The following is a 15,853-nucleotide window of genomic DNA, read 5'->3' as shown; positions in this document are numbered from 1 at the left end:
CCCTTGAAGGGCCTTTTTCTATGCCCCGGAGGCACTTTTTTATGTCGGAGCAAACGACACCTACAGATAATACTGACACTGTACAAGCCCAGGAGGCTACCCCGCAAGTCGAGCAGAAGCCCCAGACCTACAGCGCCAAGTACGTCTCCGACCTTCGCCAGGAGGCCGCGAACTACCGGGTGCAGCTCAGGGATGCTGAGGCTTCCCGCCGCGAGCTTGAGGACCAGCTCGCGGCTTTGGCTTCGGGGAAATCGCAAGCGGAGGCCGCTTCGAAGGCTGTTCAAGCGGATTTCGACCGGGTCGTGACCGCGATTCAGGCGGGGGTCCCGCATGACCACGTTTTCGCTTTCGCGAAGACGTTGCAGGGGTCGAACGCGGAAGAGTTCGCAGCCCACGCGGAGGAACTCAAGTCGATGTTCGGGTTTTCTGCCGCTCCTGCCGCCGCGACTGACAGGTCTCAGGGGCTCAGCTCCGGGTCGACTTCCGCCGATCCCGCGTCGATGTTCGCGGCATTCGTCAATTCCCAGCTCGCCAAATAATTAGGAGGCCCTACGTGGCGACCCTTAACGAACTTTCCCCCAATGTCGAGGGGAACCATCAGGGCCGGTTGGCCCATGTCCCCTCGGATCTGATTCCGAAGAACCTCGTTGGTCCGATCTTCGAAAAGGCGCAGGAGTCCTCTCTGGTCATGCGTCTCGGCGAGCGTATCCCGGTGACGTACGGCGAGACCGTGGTCCCGATGACGATCAAACGACCGGAGGTCGGCCAGGTCGGCGCGGGCACCAGCAACGAGGAGCGAGAAGGCGGGCTCAAGCCGCTGACCGGCACCGCGTGGGCGACCAAGAGCTTCAGCCCGATCAAACTGGCTGGCATCGTCACCGTCTCGGAGGAGTTCGCGCGGACGAATCCGCAAGGGCTTTTCACGAAAGTCCAGAAGGATCTGGCGTACGCGATTGGCCGTGGTATCGACCTCGCGGTGTTCCACGGCAAGTCGACGCTCACAGGTGGCGCGCTTTTGGGCATCGACACCGACAACGTCATCGCGAACACCACGAACTCGGTGAACTTCCCCGACACCGCTTCGACCACGGTGTACGAAGACCTGCTCGCGGGCTACGACCTGGTCGCGGCTAACTCGGATTTTGATTTCTCCGGCTGGGCGGTCGACCCCCAGTTCCGCTCCACCATCGTCAAAGAGGGCGCGTGGCGTGACGCAAACGGGAACGTCGACCCGGCGCGGGTCAATCTCGCGTCGACCACGGGCGACATCCTCGGGCTTCCCGCTCAGTTCGGGAAGGCGGTCGGAGGCAAGCTCGGAGCCGCCGCCGACTCGGGTATCCGGGTCATCGGCGGCGACTTCTCGCAGCTTCGCTACGGCTTCGCCGACGAGATCCGCGTCAAGGTCAGCGACACCGCAACCCTGAGCGACGGCACGAACACTGTTCCGCTGTGGCAGACCAACCAGGTCGCGATCTTGATCGAGGTCACGTTCGGCTGGATTCTCGGCAACAAGCAGGGCTTCGTCAAGTTCAGCAACGTCAAAACCCCGTAGCAGACCTGCGGGAGGGAGCCGCGCGGCCCCCTCCCGCCTGGCCCAAGGAGACCCATGGCGAGGCTCATTCACCCATTAACCGGAACGGTCGTGACCGTTGCCGACGAGGACGCGGCGGCGCTCGCGGCCTCTGGATTCGAGGCGGTTCCTTCAGATGACGTACGCGCAGCCCCAAGACGTGGAAGACCGGTACGGCAGGCAGTTAACGCCCGAAATGCGGACGCTGGTGACGCGCCGCTTGGAGGACGTGGAGAGGATGATCCTCCGCCGGGTTCCTGACCTGGAGGAGAGGATCGCGGGCGGGGTTGTCGACCCCGCCGACGTGGCGCAGATCGAGTGCGAGGCGGTGCTGCGGCTCGTTCGCAACCCGTTCGGCTACTTCTCGGAGACGGACGGGGACTACACCTACCAGTTCATGCAGAACGCCTCTTCGGGGACGTTGGAGCTGCTGTCGGAGGAGTGGGCCGTGTTGGGGGTCAAAACGGGCGGCGTGTTCTTGATCGCCCCGAGGGTCCGAACCCCGTTCGAGGAGCGTTCAGAGCCTGATTTCTGGTTCCCGCTATGAGCCTGTTGGACGCGGCGAACGAGGACATTCTGGTGTTCCCCGAGGAGGCGTACACGGACGCGGACGGGAACACGTTGACTCGGGCGGGCCGTACGGGCGTACCGGCCAGGGCTCGGATCGCCCCGGCGAGCTGGGCGGGCCGGGGCGATAGCGCAGACCGGGCTTCGGAGGGTTTCGAGTCGGAGCAGATATATCTGTTGAGGTTCCCACGGTCTTGGCGGACTGTGCTCGGCGCTCAGTCTCAGATCGAGTGGCGCGGCGTGCGCTGGTCGATCTTCGGCGATCCGGTGGTGTTCAACTCCTCCCCCGCCACGGCCCATTCGCGCTACATGATCAGGCGGTCGTGATGGCGCGGCTTCTAGGGCAGAAGGCGATCAACAAAGTCGTCTCGCACGTCGAAGGCGTGCATCACGAGCTGGGGGACGTCGCTCGGCGTATCAAAGGCAACGCCGAGGCGAGGCTGGCGATCCACCGCCAGACGGGCTCCGCGAGGGTGACGCTCACCGAGGGCGAGACCGATTGGCTGGTGAACCTGGAGGACAACGCTGCGTTGTCTATCGAGTTCGGCCACGTCGTCAAAGGCAAGTACGAGACGGACCCTCCGAAATTCGCTCCGGGCCTTTACATCCTCACCGGCGCTGCCGGTTTAGAGAACATCGGGTAAAGGGGGTGGAGTTTGGCTGGAATGCCACGTGTCCAAGCCGTGGTGCTGCCGATCCTGCGGGCCGCTCTCCCGCGAGACGTGAAAGTCGGCTCGTGGATTGAGGACGTCGACCAAAGGTCTATGCCGCTGGTGAACATCCGGCGGGTCGGTGGTTTCCGCCATGAGACCCGGCCGAGGCATTTGGCCTTGCCGATTGTCGAAATGTCGGCGTTCGGCGCGGACGGCCTTGTCGAGACGGAGCAACTTTACGAGCGCGCCCTGGAGGCGCTGTACGACGCGGTCAGGGACCAGACGCAGACCGAGGCGGGGTATCTGCACTCGATCAAAGAAACGATGGGCGCTATGCAGCTCGGATCGACTTTTCAGGATTCCTGGCGAATTCAAGGCTTGATCCGGCTCGGCGTGCGCCCTCCCAGATTCCTTTAATTTCTGAGGAGACGGCCTTATGGCTTTGAATGACAACGCGGTTTTGACTGCTGCGGTCGGGTATATTTACACCGCTCCGGTGGGAACTGCCCGCCCGACCGCCGCCGAACTCGCGACTATCGACCCTATTTCTTTCGGCGCTCAGGTGCAGACCCTGAAAGTCGAGAATGCCACCGGCGGCACTTTCACCGTGAAGAAGGAAGCGGCGGACACCCCGGTGGTTGTCGCGTTCGACGCTTCCGCCGCTGCGGTCCAGACGGCGCTTGAGTCGTTGCCCTCTCTCGGCGCGGGCAACGTCCTAGTGACCGGGGCGAGTCTGGCCGACGGCCTTTCGGTCGCTTTCGTCGGTCAGCTCCAAGGCAAGGCGTTTCCGGCGCTGCTGACCTCCAGCGCCTCGCTTGAGGGCTCTGGCGCTACGGCGAGTGCCGTGATCGCGGCCGCCCCGAACGGCTGGAGCATGGTCGGGCACACGTCCCGCAACGACATGCCCGAATTCGGGTTTGACGGCGGCAACCGCGAGACTCGCGGCACCTGGCAGAACGCCAAACTCCGCGAGATCGAGACCGAGTCCCCCGCCGACTATTTGACGGTGAAGCTCCAGCAGGTCGACACCGCCGCGTTCGAGCTGTACTACGGCAAGAACGATTCCACCGAGCCTGGCGTGTTCGGCGTTTCCGGCGACACCGGAAAGGTGAACGAGCGGGCTTTCTTCGTGATCATCGTGGACGGGGAGGACAAAGTCGGGTTCTACGTCCCCAAAGCGTCGGTGAGCCGTGACGACGGGGTCGACCTTCCGATTGACGATTTCGCGTCGTTCCCGATCAAGGCCACGTTCCTCAAGCACGGGTCTCGAAACCTCTACGAGTGGATCAACGAGGACTGGTTCCCGCTCGCGAGCTGACCGAGGCGCTGCGACCGCGCCTGCGACGAGGGAGGGCGGATTCTCGGCGGGCCTCCGCTCCCCTCTCTCTTTTCCTCGCCCGCCGATTCTTGAAAGGACCGTAATGTCGAACGTCTACACCTTGGACACTCTCCGCGAAGAGCTGGAGGCGAAGTACGCCCCGGTGAGGCTGCGACTGCCGGGGGAATCCGACCCGATTGTCTTAAAGGGGCTTCTGCGCCTCGGGAAGAAGGACCGCGACGAGGTTCTCCGGTTGATCAACGCTTTGGAGGACTCGGACGCGGACGAGGGGGCGAGCCTCGACGCTGCCGCGTTGGACAAGCAGTTCGAGACCGTGGTGTCGGTGCTGACCATCGTCTCCGGGAGGCACAAGACGTTGGCGAAGGCGCTGGACGACGATATCGCCTTGGCGCTGCGGGTCTTCGAGCTGTGGATGGAGGGGACGCAGCCGGGGGAAGCGTAACCCTCGCCAGCCTGATCGACAGGCACGGCGGGGCTCTTATCGCTGACCTTTTGCACCACTACCAGATCGACCTGCGGGGCCTCTTCTCAGAGGAGGCCCCGCTGAGCCCCCGGTATGTGCTGACGCTGATCGAGTGGCTTCCTATCGGCTCGAACTACGAGGCTGAGTGCCGTGGCGGCTCGCAGTTCCGGGGATGGGACGAGAGCAGGTACGCGCTCGTCGCGACCGTGAACGCTCTGCGGGCGCTGCAATACCTGTATCTGCGGGCGCATCTCGACCCGAAGAAGTCCGCGAAGCCGAAACCTCCCGAGCCCTTCCCCGCCCCAGAGGTCCCAGAGGACCGCGCACGCCCGCGAAAGGGCTCTTTCGCGTTTGTCGCCGCCGCTCGTCTCGCTGCGACTCGGAAAAGAAAAACAGGTGACTAAATGCCAAGTGTCGGCGGTCAGTCGGTCGGTCGGATCTTCATCCGTGTCATGCCAGACACATCAGACTTCCGGCGACGGCTCAAAAGGGACATAGAGCAGGTCGAAAAGGAGCTTCGGGCCGAGGTATCGGTCGATGTCGACCTCAACGCGAAGGGCGTGAAGGCCGAGTTCGAGGCGTTGCTGGCAGAGCTTCGCGCCCAGGGCGCGAAGGGCGTGGGAATCGACGTCGACAAGAACGGCGCGGCCGCGAAGTCGGCGGGCATCGTCGGGACGGCGTTCTCTCGCGCGCTTCGCCCGGTGCGGGATCTCACTGACGCTCTGCGATACCACCAGACGCTGCTGAGACAGCAAGACCGCTCGTTGTCCGCTAGCGCCGCCTGGGTCAAGACCTGGGCCGTCGCGGTTCGCGAGGCTCGGGAGTCCCTGAAGTCCCATGCCCGCAAGCTGCGGGAGCTGGACATGTCCCTCGCGGCGAACACGGCCCGCTTCAAATCGTGGGGCCGGTCCATCGTCAACGCCACGGCGCTGGCGGGCTCTGGGCTCAAACGGCTCTCGCAGGACGGCGGCGGGCTCGCTCTTCTCTCGGGCCGCTTGAGCGCCTTCGGGAAGGCATCGCGGGGGGCGGTCCCGTCTGTGGGCCGGTTGGGCACCGCGTTCGCCGGGGTCGGGCCGACCGTCATCGCGCTGGCTGCGGCGCTCGCGCTGCTGCCTCCCGTTCTCGCTCTGGTCTCCGGGGCGCTGGTCTCCCTACCGGCCGTCGCGGCGGGCGTGCTGGCCCCGTTGGCGGCTGTCGCCCTGGGCATGGACGGCATCAAAAAGGCCGCGATGGACTCTGGCCTGTTGGAGTTCGACAAAAAGGGCAAGCCTCATTTCGGGCGGATGTTCGAGCCCGTGCAATCCGCGGTCTCCTCGGTCTTCTCAAGCAAGCTCACCTCGGTTTTCTCCGACATCGGCAAACTAATGCCGACCCTCGCCGCCTCGCTTCCGAAGGTGGCGGACGGGCTGAGCGGGATGGCGAAGGCGTTCGTGGACACGCTCACCTCTGGTCCTGGGCTGGCGAAGGTCGACAACATCGTCAGCTCCATCGGTGAGTCTTTGAGCAGATCTGCTCCCGGCGTGGCCAGTTTCACCAACGGGCTATTGACCCTGGCCGAGAAGGTGGCCGGGAAGTTTCCGAACCTGGCCGACGCGTTCAACCGCGCGGGCGAGGCGTTCGACAACTGGGTCGACAAGATCACCGCTGCGGGCTCGGACGGGAAGTCCCCGCTCGACAACGCGCTGCACAATTTCTGGGGGGCCCTGAAATCCATCGGCGGTCTGCTCAAAGACCTGGCCAAGCAAGGGTTCGACTTCCTCTCCGACCCGAAGTCCGGGGACAAGATAGAAAAGTTTGTCTCCGGTCTCAGATTCATCATCGAAAAAGGGCTTCCCGCTCTGGGCCACTTCTTCGTTGACTTGACGGACTTCCTCACCGAGTTCAACAAAGCCGCCGACCGAGTCTCCAGCCTGTCGGGCATCTTCGGCGGCGGGGACTCCAAAGAGGGGAAAAAGAACCGGTACGGAATCGTCAAAGGCGACCCGAATAGCTGGGAGGGCGAGTACGGGCTTTTCGGCAACGAGAAGGGAGATCTCGCCTGGGACGGCACCAAAGCCCAGCAGTACTGGAACAACGTAAAGCAATGGGCGGCTGATGCCTGGGCCGCTATCGCCAATGCCGCGTCCTCTATGTGGAACCAGTTCAAATCGGACGTGTCGTCCTCCACGGCGGAGATTGCCTCTTGGGCGAAACATATTTTCGTAGACGCGCCGTTGGCCCTGGTCTCGGGGATGTGGTCGCAGCTCACGTCGGACGTGTCCGCGACGATGAGCGACCTCGGGTCGCGCATCTCCTCCGCTTGGGACAGCGTCTGGTCGTCGCTGTCGGGGGGCGCTTCCAGCGCGTGGGCCTCGGTGACTTCCACGGTTTCCGGCGCGGTCTCGACTATCGGGACGTTCTTCGCGTCCATCCCCGCCGAGCTGTCTTCCGCGTGGTCTTCGGCCGTCTCTATCGCCTCGGGCGTGTGGGACGGCGTGGTCTCGGCGGTCCAGTCCGCCGTCTCGAGCCTGGCGGGCGTGGTCTCCTCCGGAGCCGGGACCATCGTCTCCGAGATCGGCACCTGGCCTGGCCGGTTCGTCTCGGCTCTCGGGGACCTCGGGTCGCTGCTGTCGAGCGCTGGCGCTCAGATGGTCCAGGGGTTCGTCAACGGCATCAAATCGATGGCGGGCGCGGTCGCGAGCGCGGCCGTGGGCGTGGCCAGTGACGCGAAGAACGCCGTGACGAGTTTCCTCGGCATCCACTCCCCCTCCAAGGTCTTCCACGAGATCGGCCAGAACGTCGGGCAAGGCTTCGCGAACGGTTTGGACGACGAGCAGCAGCACGTGGTGGACACCGCCAAAGCGATCATGCAAGCGGCCAAGGACGTGTTCGGGGACAAAGCGAACGTCGCTTTCAATTTCAACTTCGGCGGTCTCCAGCAGGCGTTAGCGCCTGTCGCGGATTCGGTGTCGTCCATCTCTGGCGGGGTCCGGGACTCGATGTCCGGGGCGCGAGGGGTGCGTAGGCACCTCGACCGGGCCGCGAAGGCCCAACTGGACGATATTTCAGCGCAGCGGAAGGAGCTGCAATTGCAACAGGCGCAATTGCAGCTTGAGCTGGATTCCACGAAAGACAAGGCGAAGCGCGCCGAGATCAAGAAGCAAATGGACCAGATCAAGATCCAGAAGGACCAGCTGTCCATCCAGGCGCAGCAAGTGAAAACCGCTGGGACGTACACCGAGGAGATCGGAAACGCGTACGACCTGAATAAAGAGATGGCCGGAACGATGATGAAGGCGGCGAAAGTCCCTTGGGATTTCGCGGAGGCGAACGGGAAACAATTCCTGTCGGATATCGGCGTGGGAGGGAACGGGGTTCTCTCGAACCTCCTGGATCAAGGCTTTCAGCTTGGCTCGCAATACGTCTTCAACGTCTCGAACATCGACCAGGCAATGCAGGTGCAGCGGAATCAGCAGAACAAAGACGCGATGCAATATGCCGGAAGGTGATTTATGAAGACCCTTGTTGAGATCGAGGGCGTGAACGGGGAATGGTTCACTATCGCTGGCCCCGGCGAGGGCGACCGTGGTGTTTATCTCGGGACGAAAGTCAGCGGCATTTATTCCGCTCCGGTGAGGACGTATTACGAGGAGCCCGGAAATTTTCCGGGCGCTCGTCCTCTCGGCAAGCGTTATCTGCGGAGGGATGTCGTTTTCGGCGTTGAGATCCTGAACGACTCCCCCGGCGAGAACTCTTGGCTGTCTCGGGATTCGGAGTGGGAGAAAGCCTGGGATTACGACCGAGACACGAAGATGCACATCACCACCGATCATTCGGGGCGGCGGACGCTGCGTCTTCGGCTCGCTGAGCAGATCGACGTGAACACCGACATCGATCCGAATGAGAACCCGATCAACCGGGCGGTCATGACGTGTGTGGCCGGTGACCCGTTCTGGTACGGCGAGGATGCCGTGTACACGGCGACGACGCAGAAGGACACTCGTTTTAACCCGACGTTGTTCTCCCCGCCGTGGCCGTGGGAGCTGCTGCCGCACGAGACGTTGTGGATCGACGTCGATCCGGGAGACGGCAAGGGCGGGCTGAATCCGACCGACCAAGACGTTTGGTTGAAATGGTCGGTCCCTGCCGCGTCCGAGCCGGTGCCGGACTTCCCGTGGCCGTTCCCCGAGGGCGTGCCGGTCCCGTGGGAGCGCGCGCCGTTCACGCAGTGGACGATCCCGGACTACTCGTTCACCGACCCGAAGCTAGCCGATAGGAGGCTGCGGCTTCCTGGGTTGATCTACGGGGAGAACTCGATTGTGGACACCTATCCCGGTGTTGAGCAGATCTCCCCCGAGTCGGGCTCTCAGGTGTGGGCTCGCATGAACGGCGTGCGGTTCAAGCACCCCGTGCCGAAGTACACGAAATCGAAACGGTTCGAGATCACCGTCACCGGGTGCGCTCCCGGCCAGACGGTCCAGCTGCGGATTCCCAGGCCGTGGTCGCGCCCGTGGGGGCTCGAATGAGCGGGCTTGTCACAGAGCAGGACCACCTGAGCCTGTGGCAGAAGATCCAAGACCGCCGCATCGAAATGGAAATGCACCGGCTGGCGGCTCCGGTGGTCCGGTTGTGGGACGGCGATTACACGCTTCGCGGCGAGGTGGCGGGTTGGCGTTCGCTCGAGTTCGAGTTCATCGAGAACGACACGGGCACGGCCAGCGTCGTCTTGTCGCTTGACCATTATTTGGCGAAATGGGTGATGAACTTCAAAGGGCGTGCGAAACGCAACGTCCACATCACCATCGACAAGCAGGGCGCTCGCTGGTCCGGTCGGATGGACAATTACAAAGTCGTGCGTGAGAAAGAGGGCGATAGGTACCTCGAAGTCACGTTCAAGCATGACTACGAAGAAGTGAAGCATATTCTCTGCTGGGCCAACCCATTCTTAAGACCAGAGCTTCAGTTCCCGAAGCTCTGGGTTATTTTCGGCCCCGCGAAATGGTGCCTTTTGGTGACGCTTTTTTGCAATATTCTTCGCCTGGAGACGAGCCTTTTCACCCTGCCCGACAACCCGCTGGACCTCATGTCGTGGATGGGTCCGAGTTTCTTGCCGTCAACATGGCGAAATATCGTGAAACCGTTCCCTATCTTGTCGGATAACTCGAACCTGACGATTGTCTTCAGCCGGTTCCAGTCTTGGCATGAGATCGCCCAGACGATCCTCGCTGACGCGCAGTTGACGGTGACGTGCCGCCGTTACCTGAAAGGCGAGGACCCGCATCCGTTTAAGGATCTGGTCGGGGAACTCGACATCCCGGTTGTCGAGGATTTGTTCTCGCTGATGCCGCTGAAGCACGGCTGCTTGGTCTGGGACATCGTTGATAACTCGGGTTGGGGCACCGAAACGGCGTTCGGCGGCTCGGTGCTCACCGGGCTTGTGCGAGCCGCCGTGGATATCGCCTCGGACGGGTACACCGAGGGGGTCGACGTGTTCACCGGGGACCCCACGTTCCCCGGCGAGTACTACAACCCGTTCTTCCTCGGCACCTCCCCCCGCGCGCCGTGGGTGGTGTACGAGGAGGGGCCGCTGACCGGCATCGAGTCGTCGGAGTTCACGTATTACGAGGCCACCGACACCTCGTTCGTGACCGGTGGCCGGTCGATGCCGGGAGTGAACGAGGCATTCTCCGCCGCGATCAACATGGGCGGGGATTTCCTCACCTCGTTCATCAACTCGCAGATCGCGATGGCGGCGACCGGCCCGCTCGGGATGGCCCCGCCTGTGGACCTGCCGCCGTTGGGCGGGCTGATGGACGCGTTGGCCCGCCCTCTCTACGAGGACGTGTTCCTGGCGTTCATGGAGATCCCGTCGCTTCGCGCGGCGGGGCTCTCGCTCCCGCTGCCGGGATTGGAGAACCTGGTCACCGGCCTCGGGGACTTCCACTATCACGAAGGCTGGGCGGACGGCGGGGAGACCGCGTTCACGCTCTCGGCTTTGATGGCGATCCGGGCCAAGACGTGGGAGACGCGCGCGAAGTCGGCGCACACGGTGAAAGTCTCGGACGCAGCCCCGTACCTGATCGGGGAGAAGGGCTACGGGCATTTCTGGCTCGGCAACCGGATCGGGACGACGGTCCTCGGCTACCCGGACCCTGACACGGTGTTCGTGGAGCGGGTGTCGCGGATCAAATACGCGTGGGACCGCGAGGGGCCGAAGGGCTGGACCCTCACGGTCGGCTACCGCGAGCCAGCCGACCCCGCGTTGAAAGCGCTGAGTTTGGTGAAACGGGTCAATCAGGCCCTCGGAGGTTTAGGAATCCTATGACCGTTGTCGATTCGGGGGCGCTCTCATGAACCCCGCCAAGCCGATCCCCTCGCAGCAGGAGGCGAATTTCAACAACCCCGACGAACATTTCGTGTGGGCGCTCCGCAACCTGCCCGCGTACGCGGGGGTCGGCATGGTGACGCATTCGGGGTTCCTGCGCGCGTGGTCCCGCCATCTGTGGGATTGCGGGTTCGTCCACCGCGACTACCTGGTGTCGCTCGCGGGCGATGACGGGACGATCCCGGTGGACAAGCTGCCACAGCAGCGGATCAAGTTCCAAGAGCCGATGCGCGGCCCGCACCACCAGTACAACGGCGCTGGCCGCTGGGTGGACGCGGACGCGGCGGACCCGGAGCCGGTGACGATTCCGAACGTCCACGAGTTGACAGTCCAAGAGCGCCACGCGCTGCTCTACCAGCTCCATCAGGCGGGGATGGTCCCCGCGCCGCCAGCGGGGCCGTCCCTGGCCGAAGTAGTCGAATAGGAGGACCCATGCACGAGGACCACATCGGACCACAGTTCGACCTCGACGGGATTCGAGGAGACCCCGATGAGGAGCAGATCGAGAACGCGGTGGGCCAGCTCCCCAAGCCCTTGGTGGTGCGCGCCGTGGTCGTCGCGCTCGCCAACTTCGTCGCAGCCGTCACCGGCTGGAACCTGAGCACCAACCGATGGCTTGACGCGGCGCTGGCCGCGTACGCGGTCGTCGCGCCTGCGGCTGTCGCTGTGTGGTTGCGGGGCAGGGCCAAGCCCAAGACCGCCCGCGCGGGAAGGCACCGGGCCGCGTGAACGGGCACACCGAGATCGCAGCCGCCGTCAGCGCCCCGATAGGGGCGCTGCTCGGCGCTGTCGGCAAAGGCTGGCTAGAGCGCAGGAAACGCAGACAGGAGCTGAGCCTGTCCGAGGCGCAAGAGTCCAAAATCGACGCGGAGGCCGCGCAGGTCATCGCGGTCACAGCGGTCACCCTCGTGGACCCGCTGCGCTCGCAGGTGGCCGACCTCGGCAAGCGCGTGGAAGTCCTCGAACAGGAGAACGCCGCGACCAAGTCGACGCTGCACCAAGCCCTCGACTACATCCGCTCCCTTCTCTCGTGGGTCCACAAACACCTCCCTGACAAAACCCCTCCCCAACCTCCCGCGACGTTGGGGATCTGACCGCATGAGGCGGCGATGACCACTCCGAACCAACCATTCCCCGACCTCTCCTCCGTCCTCGGCCTCGGCGCGTACCAGATCGGCGGCGGCTCGAAGAACTACGGGCAGGACGTCACCGAGGAATTCGTCAAAAGCCTGTTCACAGTCCCGGACTTCAACCTGGGGAACTCCGTCCAGGTCCTCGTCCAAGAGCTTCGCAAGCTCCCTTTGGAGCTGCTGAAACTGTTCTCCCCGCTGATCCCGGACGCGACCGAGGAACAGTTCAAAGACGTGCTGACCGCCGTCGACACCATCGTCGGCCTGCTCGTGGACCGCAAGCCTCCGCTGGACTTCGAGGACTTCCAGAAATGGGTCTCGGAGTCGTTCACGACGATTGAGACCGAGGTCCGTCAAATCCTCGAAATCCTCGGCGGACTGGTCGTCACCCCGATCAACGCCGCCGTGCAGGCGGTCAAGGACTGGTGGAACGCCCTCACGGGCAGGACCCAGAACCTCAACACGGACGGGACCATCGGGCAGGGCCATGTGGTCGGCTTGGGCGAAGCGCTCCAAAACCTGGGCGAGGAGGCGCAGGAGCACGTCGCCAGCCTCGTGGACGCGGTGCAGAAAGGCGCTCAGGGGGTCGTGGACACGTTCGAGGGCGCGGTGCAAGGGGCCAACAAGTTCCTGGCCGACCTCTTCCAGGTGGCCCTCTCCGCGTTCAACATCGGCCTGACCTCGCAGACGCAGCTCCAAGACATCACGAACGACCAGCAGCTCCCGGACGGCCAACCCGGCACCGTGTGGTCGACCACCTTCACCGGCGCGGACAACAGCACCCTGCCCTCGGGGGACTGGGCGCAGTCGGACGATCTCGTGATCAAAGCGAACCAGGTCGCGGTAGCGGACGGGGTTCCCGACAGCTCTAGCGCCCACCATTGGGCGCTGACCGCGCAGTCGTTCCTGACCTTGGGGCAGTCCGCCAGCGCGGTGCTCGGCTCCAGCGTGGGATCGACCAGCGCCATGAGGACCGGGCTGTACCTGAACGCGAACTCGGACTTCACCAGCGCCGCGTACTGCCATGTGACCACGAGCAACATCTACGTCGGGCGCATGGCCCGCTCGGGGTCCTCTATCACGCTGACCCAGTTGACCTCCGTCTCGGCCTCGATCAAGTCGGGGGACATGGTCCGGTTCCGGTACTACAACGGGACGTATCACGTCGTGGTGAATGGCGTGGTGAAGATCCAGCACACCGACACCGGGAACATCATCCCGACCGGGGCCGGGTACAACAGGGCCGCGATCTCCCTCCAGCGTGTGCCCGCCCTCGACTGGGTCAACGACTGGGTCAACGACTCGTTCCGCATCGCCTCATTCGCCATGTCGGACTGGATGCCTTTAGGAGCCAACGTGACAACCCCAGCATGGCGCTTGCGCCGCTCCTCCGGGTCCGCCGTGTCGCTCTCTGTGGCGCATGGGGCGACAGCCGCCATGCCCAACGGGTTCTACACCTCCAAAGACCTAGAGTCCGGTGTCACCGTCACCACCCTCGGCACCGGGACGGTGACGATCAACGAGGACGGCTGGTATGAGATATCCGCGTCCTCCATCAACAACGACAGCCTCAACGCCACGCCCAGCACGGTGGGCGGGACCATGGACGCTGGTTCGCACGGCTCTGGCTGGCGGGCTTCTATGTGGGTGCTCCACATCGACGGTGTCGCATCGGTGGGGCCGGTCATGGCCGGTGTCCCGGTGACGGTGTACTTGGCGGCGGGCCAGGTGGTGGCCCCCGGCGTTTCAGCCTCTTGGCCGCTCACCGGAGCTGGCTCGTTCTCCAACAAAGACATCAACTACAGCCAGGCGTACAACACAAGATCGTCAATCTCCAGCCTGTCGGGTGCCCCGGCTGCGGCGTTCATCGGAAGGAAGGTCGGCTAACCATGCCGGAAGAGAGCACCAACCAGGTCCAATTCGTGATCCCGGACCTGCCTCACGTGACCTTCACGGTCACACGAGGATCAGACCGGAAGTCCGGTCTGCCCAGCTCCTGGATACGAATCGTCGGAACCCAGGCCCCCGCCGTCGAGGGCGATCCCCCGGTCGTCGTGAGCGACTGCGGCTTCCAAGGACCCTGAACACGCGAAAGCCCCAGACAACGACGAAAGCCCCCTACCCGGCAGTGCCGGGTAGGGGGCTTTTTCTCGTTTCACGGGCTTGCTGGCCGTAGTGGGACATGTCACTTCGAGAGTATGATGACCTCCATGCTGGAGGAACACATTCGGACCGAGGACCTATGAGACCCCGTCTTCCTGTCGGAGGGTCTGGGGGCGTGTGGCGCACAGAGGTGTCGCCGGGTGTCTGGACTGCGGGGACCTACGTGCGTGACAAAGACGGGAAACGACGCAGGGTGGAACGGCAAACCCCGAGAGTTGGGGGGAAGTTCGTGCCAGACAAGAAGGGGGCGGCTGCCGAGCGGGCGCTCATGGGGCACCTTGCCGAACGGCGCAAAAGCGCCGCGACCCCTGTCAGCGGCGGCATCCTCATCAAGGATCTCTGGCCCCTCTACCGAGTGCACCTGGTGTCGCTCAAACGAGCCGAGAGCACTCTGTCCCGGTACGACGCAATGGCAGAGATCATCGCGAACGGGCTCGCGGCGGACGCGGAGAGCAACCGGCCAGAGGTCAAGGGAGTCGGTTGGCTCTCGGTGCTCGAACTCGGGGCGCAGCGCGCGGACGAGTTCTTTGGCGAGGTGGAGAAGGCGAAGAGCGAGCACGACGCGAAGGCGTGCCGCACCGTGCTCTCGGGGATGATGAGCATGGCCGTGCGCCTCGGGGCGCGTGAGCACAACCCGATCCGTGAGACGAAGCCGATCAAGATCGTCCACGCGAACGCGAAAGAATCGCTCACCCGTATGGAGCTGCACGAACTGGTGGTGGCCGTCAGAGACTCGGACACGCCTTGCCCACCTATCGAAGGCACCGAGGCGAAACGAGATCGGGCGCGCAAAGACCAGACTGTCGCCCGCTACTGCGCGAAAAACGGGCTGCGGGCGATCATCCCATTTTTCGCCACGACCGGCGCGCGACCCTCCGAGGGTTTTGCGATCTTGCTCGATGACTTGGACTTGGACGCGGGCACGGTGAAGCTCACGCACAAAGTTGCACGGGTCAAGGGCAAGGGACTCGTACGGGTCAGCCTGCCCGACGACCCGAAGAACAAGGATCGTGTGCTCACATACGACGAGTACATCGCGGATATGCTCCGTGAGCACATCGCAGACATTTCCCGAAAGCCCAACCCGCTCGGTTTGTTGTTCCCGAGCTACGAGGGCACTTTGCGCGACCCGACGAACTTCAACGACCAGTGGCGGCGCGTGCGCTCGGCGCTGGGGCTGGGCGACGTGACCTTGTACAACTTCCGCAAGACGGTGGGCACGGAGGTCCACGACGAGCTGGGCAGGCGAGCGGCGGCGGACCAGCTCGGCCACACCAACCTCACGACGTTGGACGAGCACTACGTCCAACGCCACGAGATCAACCACGAGGTCGGGAAGCTCATGGGCCGAATCATCCGAACCGGAGCGTGACGGCTCTCCAAAGTGGAGACAAAGTGGAGAGAACGCCTTATAAACGAAACCAGGCCAGAGGATTTCCATCCTCTGGCCTGGCCTTTCGTAGCGGGGACAGGATTTGAACCTGCGACCTCTGGGTTATGAGCCCAGCGAGCTACCGAGCTGCTCCACCCCGCGTCGGGGAGCGCCCTCACGAGCGCGGCTTTTCACTATACTCGCGCTCGGCTCACAAGGCAAACCGGCATTT

At 63.8% G+C, this 15,853-nt stretch carries 18 protein-coding genes and 1 tRNA gene; 18 read left to right on the top strand and 1 reads right to left on the bottom strand.

Annotated features, from left to right (window positions below; genetic code table 11):
• Positions 1-41 precede the first annotated feature (41 nt).
• From HMPREF9336_RS06915 to HMPREF9336_RS06830, 18 genes are all read left to right on the top strand, one after another.
• The gene (locus HMPREF9336_RS06915; protein ID WP_007470337.1) at positions 42-539 is read left to right on the top strand and encodes a hypothetical protein; all 498 of its coding nucleotides are present in this window, start codon (positions 42-44) and stop codon (positions 537-539) included.
• Positions 540-553: 14 nt separating this feature from the next.
• Positions 554-1,552 carry a phage major capsid protein gene (locus HMPREF9336_RS06910; protein WP_007470335.1) on the top strand — a complete coding sequence of 333 codons (999 nt, stop codon included), beginning with the start codon at positions 554-556 and terminating at the stop codon, positions 1,550-1,552.
• 154 nt (positions 1,553-1,706) lie between these two features.
• Positions 1,707-2,117, top strand: a complete 411-nt coding sequence (locus HMPREF9336_RS06905) for a Gp19/Gp15/Gp42 family protein (protein WP_007470333.1) — start codon at positions 1,707-1,709, stop codon at positions 2,115-2,117.
• Positions 2,114-2,464: a hypothetical protein gene (locus HMPREF9336_RS06900; protein ID WP_007470332.1), complete on the top strand. Its 351-nt coding sequence runs from the start codon at positions 2,114-2,116 to the stop codon at positions 2,462-2,464. Before HMPREF9336_RS06905 ends, HMPREF9336_RS06900 begins: the two co-directional genes overlap by 4 nt.
• Positions 2,464-2,781, top strand: coding sequence for a DUF5403 family protein (locus tag HMPREF9336_RS06895; protein ID WP_007470330.1), 318 nt, complete (start codon positions 2,464-2,466; stop codon positions 2,779-2,781). Before HMPREF9336_RS06900 ends, HMPREF9336_RS06895 begins: the two co-directional genes overlap by 1 nt.
• 21 nt (positions 2,782-2,802) lie before the next feature.
• Complete coding sequence (locus HMPREF9336_RS06890; RefSeq protein ID WP_007470328.1) at positions 2,803-3,207, top strand: hypothetical protein; 405 nt, start codon at positions 2,803-2,805, stop codon at positions 3,205-3,207.
• A gap of 19 nt (positions 3,208-3,226) precedes the next feature.
• A complete protein-coding gene (locus HMPREF9336_RS06885; RefSeq protein WP_007470327.1) occupies positions 3,227-4,108 on the top strand; it encodes a phage tail tube protein in 882 nt (293 codons plus the stop codon).
• Positions 4,109-4,211: 103 nt separating this feature from the next.
• On the top strand, positions 4,212-4,571 hold the full coding sequence (locus HMPREF9336_RS06880) for a phage tail assembly protein (RefSeq protein ID WP_007470326.1): 360 nt from the start codon (positions 4,212-4,214) through the stop codon (positions 4,569-4,571).
• A 50-nt stretch (positions 4,572-4,621) separates the two neighbouring features.
• Entirely contained in the window at positions 4,622-4,996 is a 375-nt protein-coding gene (locus tag HMPREF9336_RS06875; protein WP_007470325.1) for a hypothetical protein, read from the top strand.
• Between the two features lie 48 nt (positions 4,997-5,044).
• A complete protein-coding gene (locus HMPREF9336_RS17445) occupies positions 5,045-8,080 on the top strand; it encodes a hypothetical protein (RefSeq protein WP_051357177.1) in 3,036 nt (1,011 codons plus the stop codon).
• Between the two features lie 3 nt (positions 8,081-8,083).
• Entirely contained in the window at positions 8,084-9,097 is a 1,014-nt protein-coding gene (locus HMPREF9336_RS06865; protein WP_007470323.1) for a hypothetical protein, read from the top strand.
• A complete protein-coding gene (locus tag HMPREF9336_RS06860) occupies positions 9,094-10,896 on the top strand; it encodes a Gp37-like protein (RefSeq protein ID WP_007470322.1) in 1,803 nt (600 codons plus the stop codon). Before HMPREF9336_RS06865 ends, HMPREF9336_RS06860 begins: the two co-directional genes overlap by 4 nt.
• A gap of 25 nt (positions 10,897-10,921) precedes the next feature.
• Positions 10,922-11,380, top strand: a complete 459-nt coding sequence (locus HMPREF9336_RS06855) for a phage gene 29 protein family protein (protein ID WP_007470321.1) — start codon at positions 10,922-10,924, stop codon at positions 11,378-11,380.
• Between the two features lie 8 nt (positions 11,381-11,388).
• On the top strand, positions 11,389-11,685 hold the full coding sequence (locus HMPREF9336_RS06850) for a hypothetical protein (RefSeq protein WP_007470320.1): 297 nt from the start codon (positions 11,389-11,391) through the stop codon (positions 11,683-11,685).
• On the top strand, positions 11,682-12,050 hold the full coding sequence (locus HMPREF9336_RS06845) for a coiled-coil domain-containing protein (protein WP_021030257.1): 369 nt from the start codon (positions 11,682-11,684) through the stop codon (positions 12,048-12,050). Before HMPREF9336_RS06850 ends, HMPREF9336_RS06845 begins: the two co-directional genes overlap by 4 nt.
• Positions 12,051-12,065: 15 nt before the next feature.
• On the top strand, positions 12,066-13,973 hold the full coding sequence (locus HMPREF9336_RS06840) for a hypothetical protein (protein ID WP_007470318.1): 1,908 nt from the start codon (positions 12,066-12,068) through the stop codon (positions 13,971-13,973).
• Between the two features lie 2 nt (positions 13,974-13,975).
• Positions 13,976-14,170 (top strand): hypothetical protein, encoded by a 195-nt coding sequence (locus HMPREF9336_RS06835; protein WP_007470316.1) that lies wholly within the window; start codon positions 13,976-13,978, stop codon positions 14,168-14,170.
• 308 nt (positions 14,171-14,478) lie between these two features.
• Positions 14,479-15,621: a site-specific integrase gene (locus HMPREF9336_RS06830; RefSeq protein WP_007470315.1), complete on the top strand. Its 1,143-nt coding sequence runs from the start codon at positions 14,479-14,481 to the stop codon at positions 15,619-15,621.
• An 88-nt stretch (positions 15,622-15,709) separates the two neighbouring features.
• Here the strand turns inward: HMPREF9336_RS06830 and HMPREF9336_RS06825 are convergent.
• Positions 15,710-15,783: transfer RNA gene (locus HMPREF9336_RS06825), tRNA-Met, on the bottom strand.
• Between the last annotated feature and the right edge of the window lie 70 nt (positions 15,784-15,853).

Source organism: Segniliparus rugosus ATCC BAA-974, from assembly GCF_000185725.2.
Lineage (GTDB): Bacteria > Actinomycetota > Actinomycetes > Mycobacteriales > Mycobacteriaceae > Segniliparus > Segniliparus rugosus.
The sequence above is the reverse complement of the archived record's forward strand: the minus strand, read 5'-3'. Positions and strand labels throughout refer to the sequence as shown.

Excerpts from the sequence above, each read along its gene's own strand:
- HMPREF9336_RS06915 (WP_007470337.1), top strand. The coding sequence starts at position 42 with ATGTCGGAGCAAACGACACCTACAGATAATACTGACACTGTACAAGCC.
- HMPREF9336_RS06905 (WP_007470333.1), top strand. The coding sequence starts at position 1,707 with ATGACGTACGCGCAGCCCCAAGACGTGGAAGACCGGTACGGCAGGCAG.
- HMPREF9336_RS06900 (WP_007470332.1), top strand. The coding sequence starts at position 2,114 with ATGAGCCTGTTGGACGCGGCGAACGAGGACATTCTGGTGTTCCCCGAG.
- HMPREF9336_RS06895 (WP_007470330.1), top strand. The coding sequence starts at position 2,464 with ATGGCGCGGCTTCTAGGGCAGAAGGCGATCAACAAAGTCGTCTCGCAC.
- HMPREF9336_RS06890 (WP_007470328.1), top strand. The coding sequence starts at position 2,803 with ATGCCACGTGTCCAAGCCGTGGTGCTGCCGATCCTGCGGGCCGCTCTC.
- HMPREF9336_RS06885 (WP_007470327.1), top strand. The coding sequence starts at position 3,227 with ATGGCTTTGAATGACAACGCGGTTTTGACTGCTGCGGTCGGGTATATT.
- HMPREF9336_RS06880 (WP_007470326.1), top strand. The coding sequence starts at position 4,212 with ATGTCGAACGTCTACACCTTGGACACTCTCCGCGAAGAGCTGGAGGCG.
- HMPREF9336_RS17445 (WP_051357177.1), top strand. The coding sequence starts at position 5,045 with ATGCCAGACACATCAGACTTCCGGCGACGGCTCAAAAGGGACATAGAG.
- HMPREF9336_RS06865 (WP_007470323.1), top strand. The coding sequence starts at position 8,084 with ATGAAGACCCTTGTTGAGATCGAGGGCGTGAACGGGGAATGGTTCACT.
- HMPREF9336_RS06860 (WP_007470322.1), top strand. The coding sequence starts at position 9,094 with ATGAGCGGGCTTGTCACAGAGCAGGACCACCTGAGCCTGTGGCAGAAG.
- HMPREF9336_RS06855 (WP_007470321.1), top strand. The coding sequence starts at position 10,922 with ATGAACCCCGCCAAGCCGATCCCCTCGCAGCAGGAGGCGAATTTCAAC.
- HMPREF9336_RS06850 (WP_007470320.1), top strand. The coding sequence starts at position 11,389 with ATGCACGAGGACCACATCGGACCACAGTTCGACCTCGACGGGATTCGA.
- HMPREF9336_RS06840 (WP_007470318.1), top strand. The coding sequence starts at position 12,066 with ATGACCACTCCGAACCAACCATTCCCCGACCTCTCCTCCGTCCTCGGC.
- HMPREF9336_RS06835 (WP_007470316.1), top strand. The coding sequence starts at position 13,976 with ATGCCGGAAGAGAGCACCAACCAGGTCCAATTCGTGATCCCGGACCTG.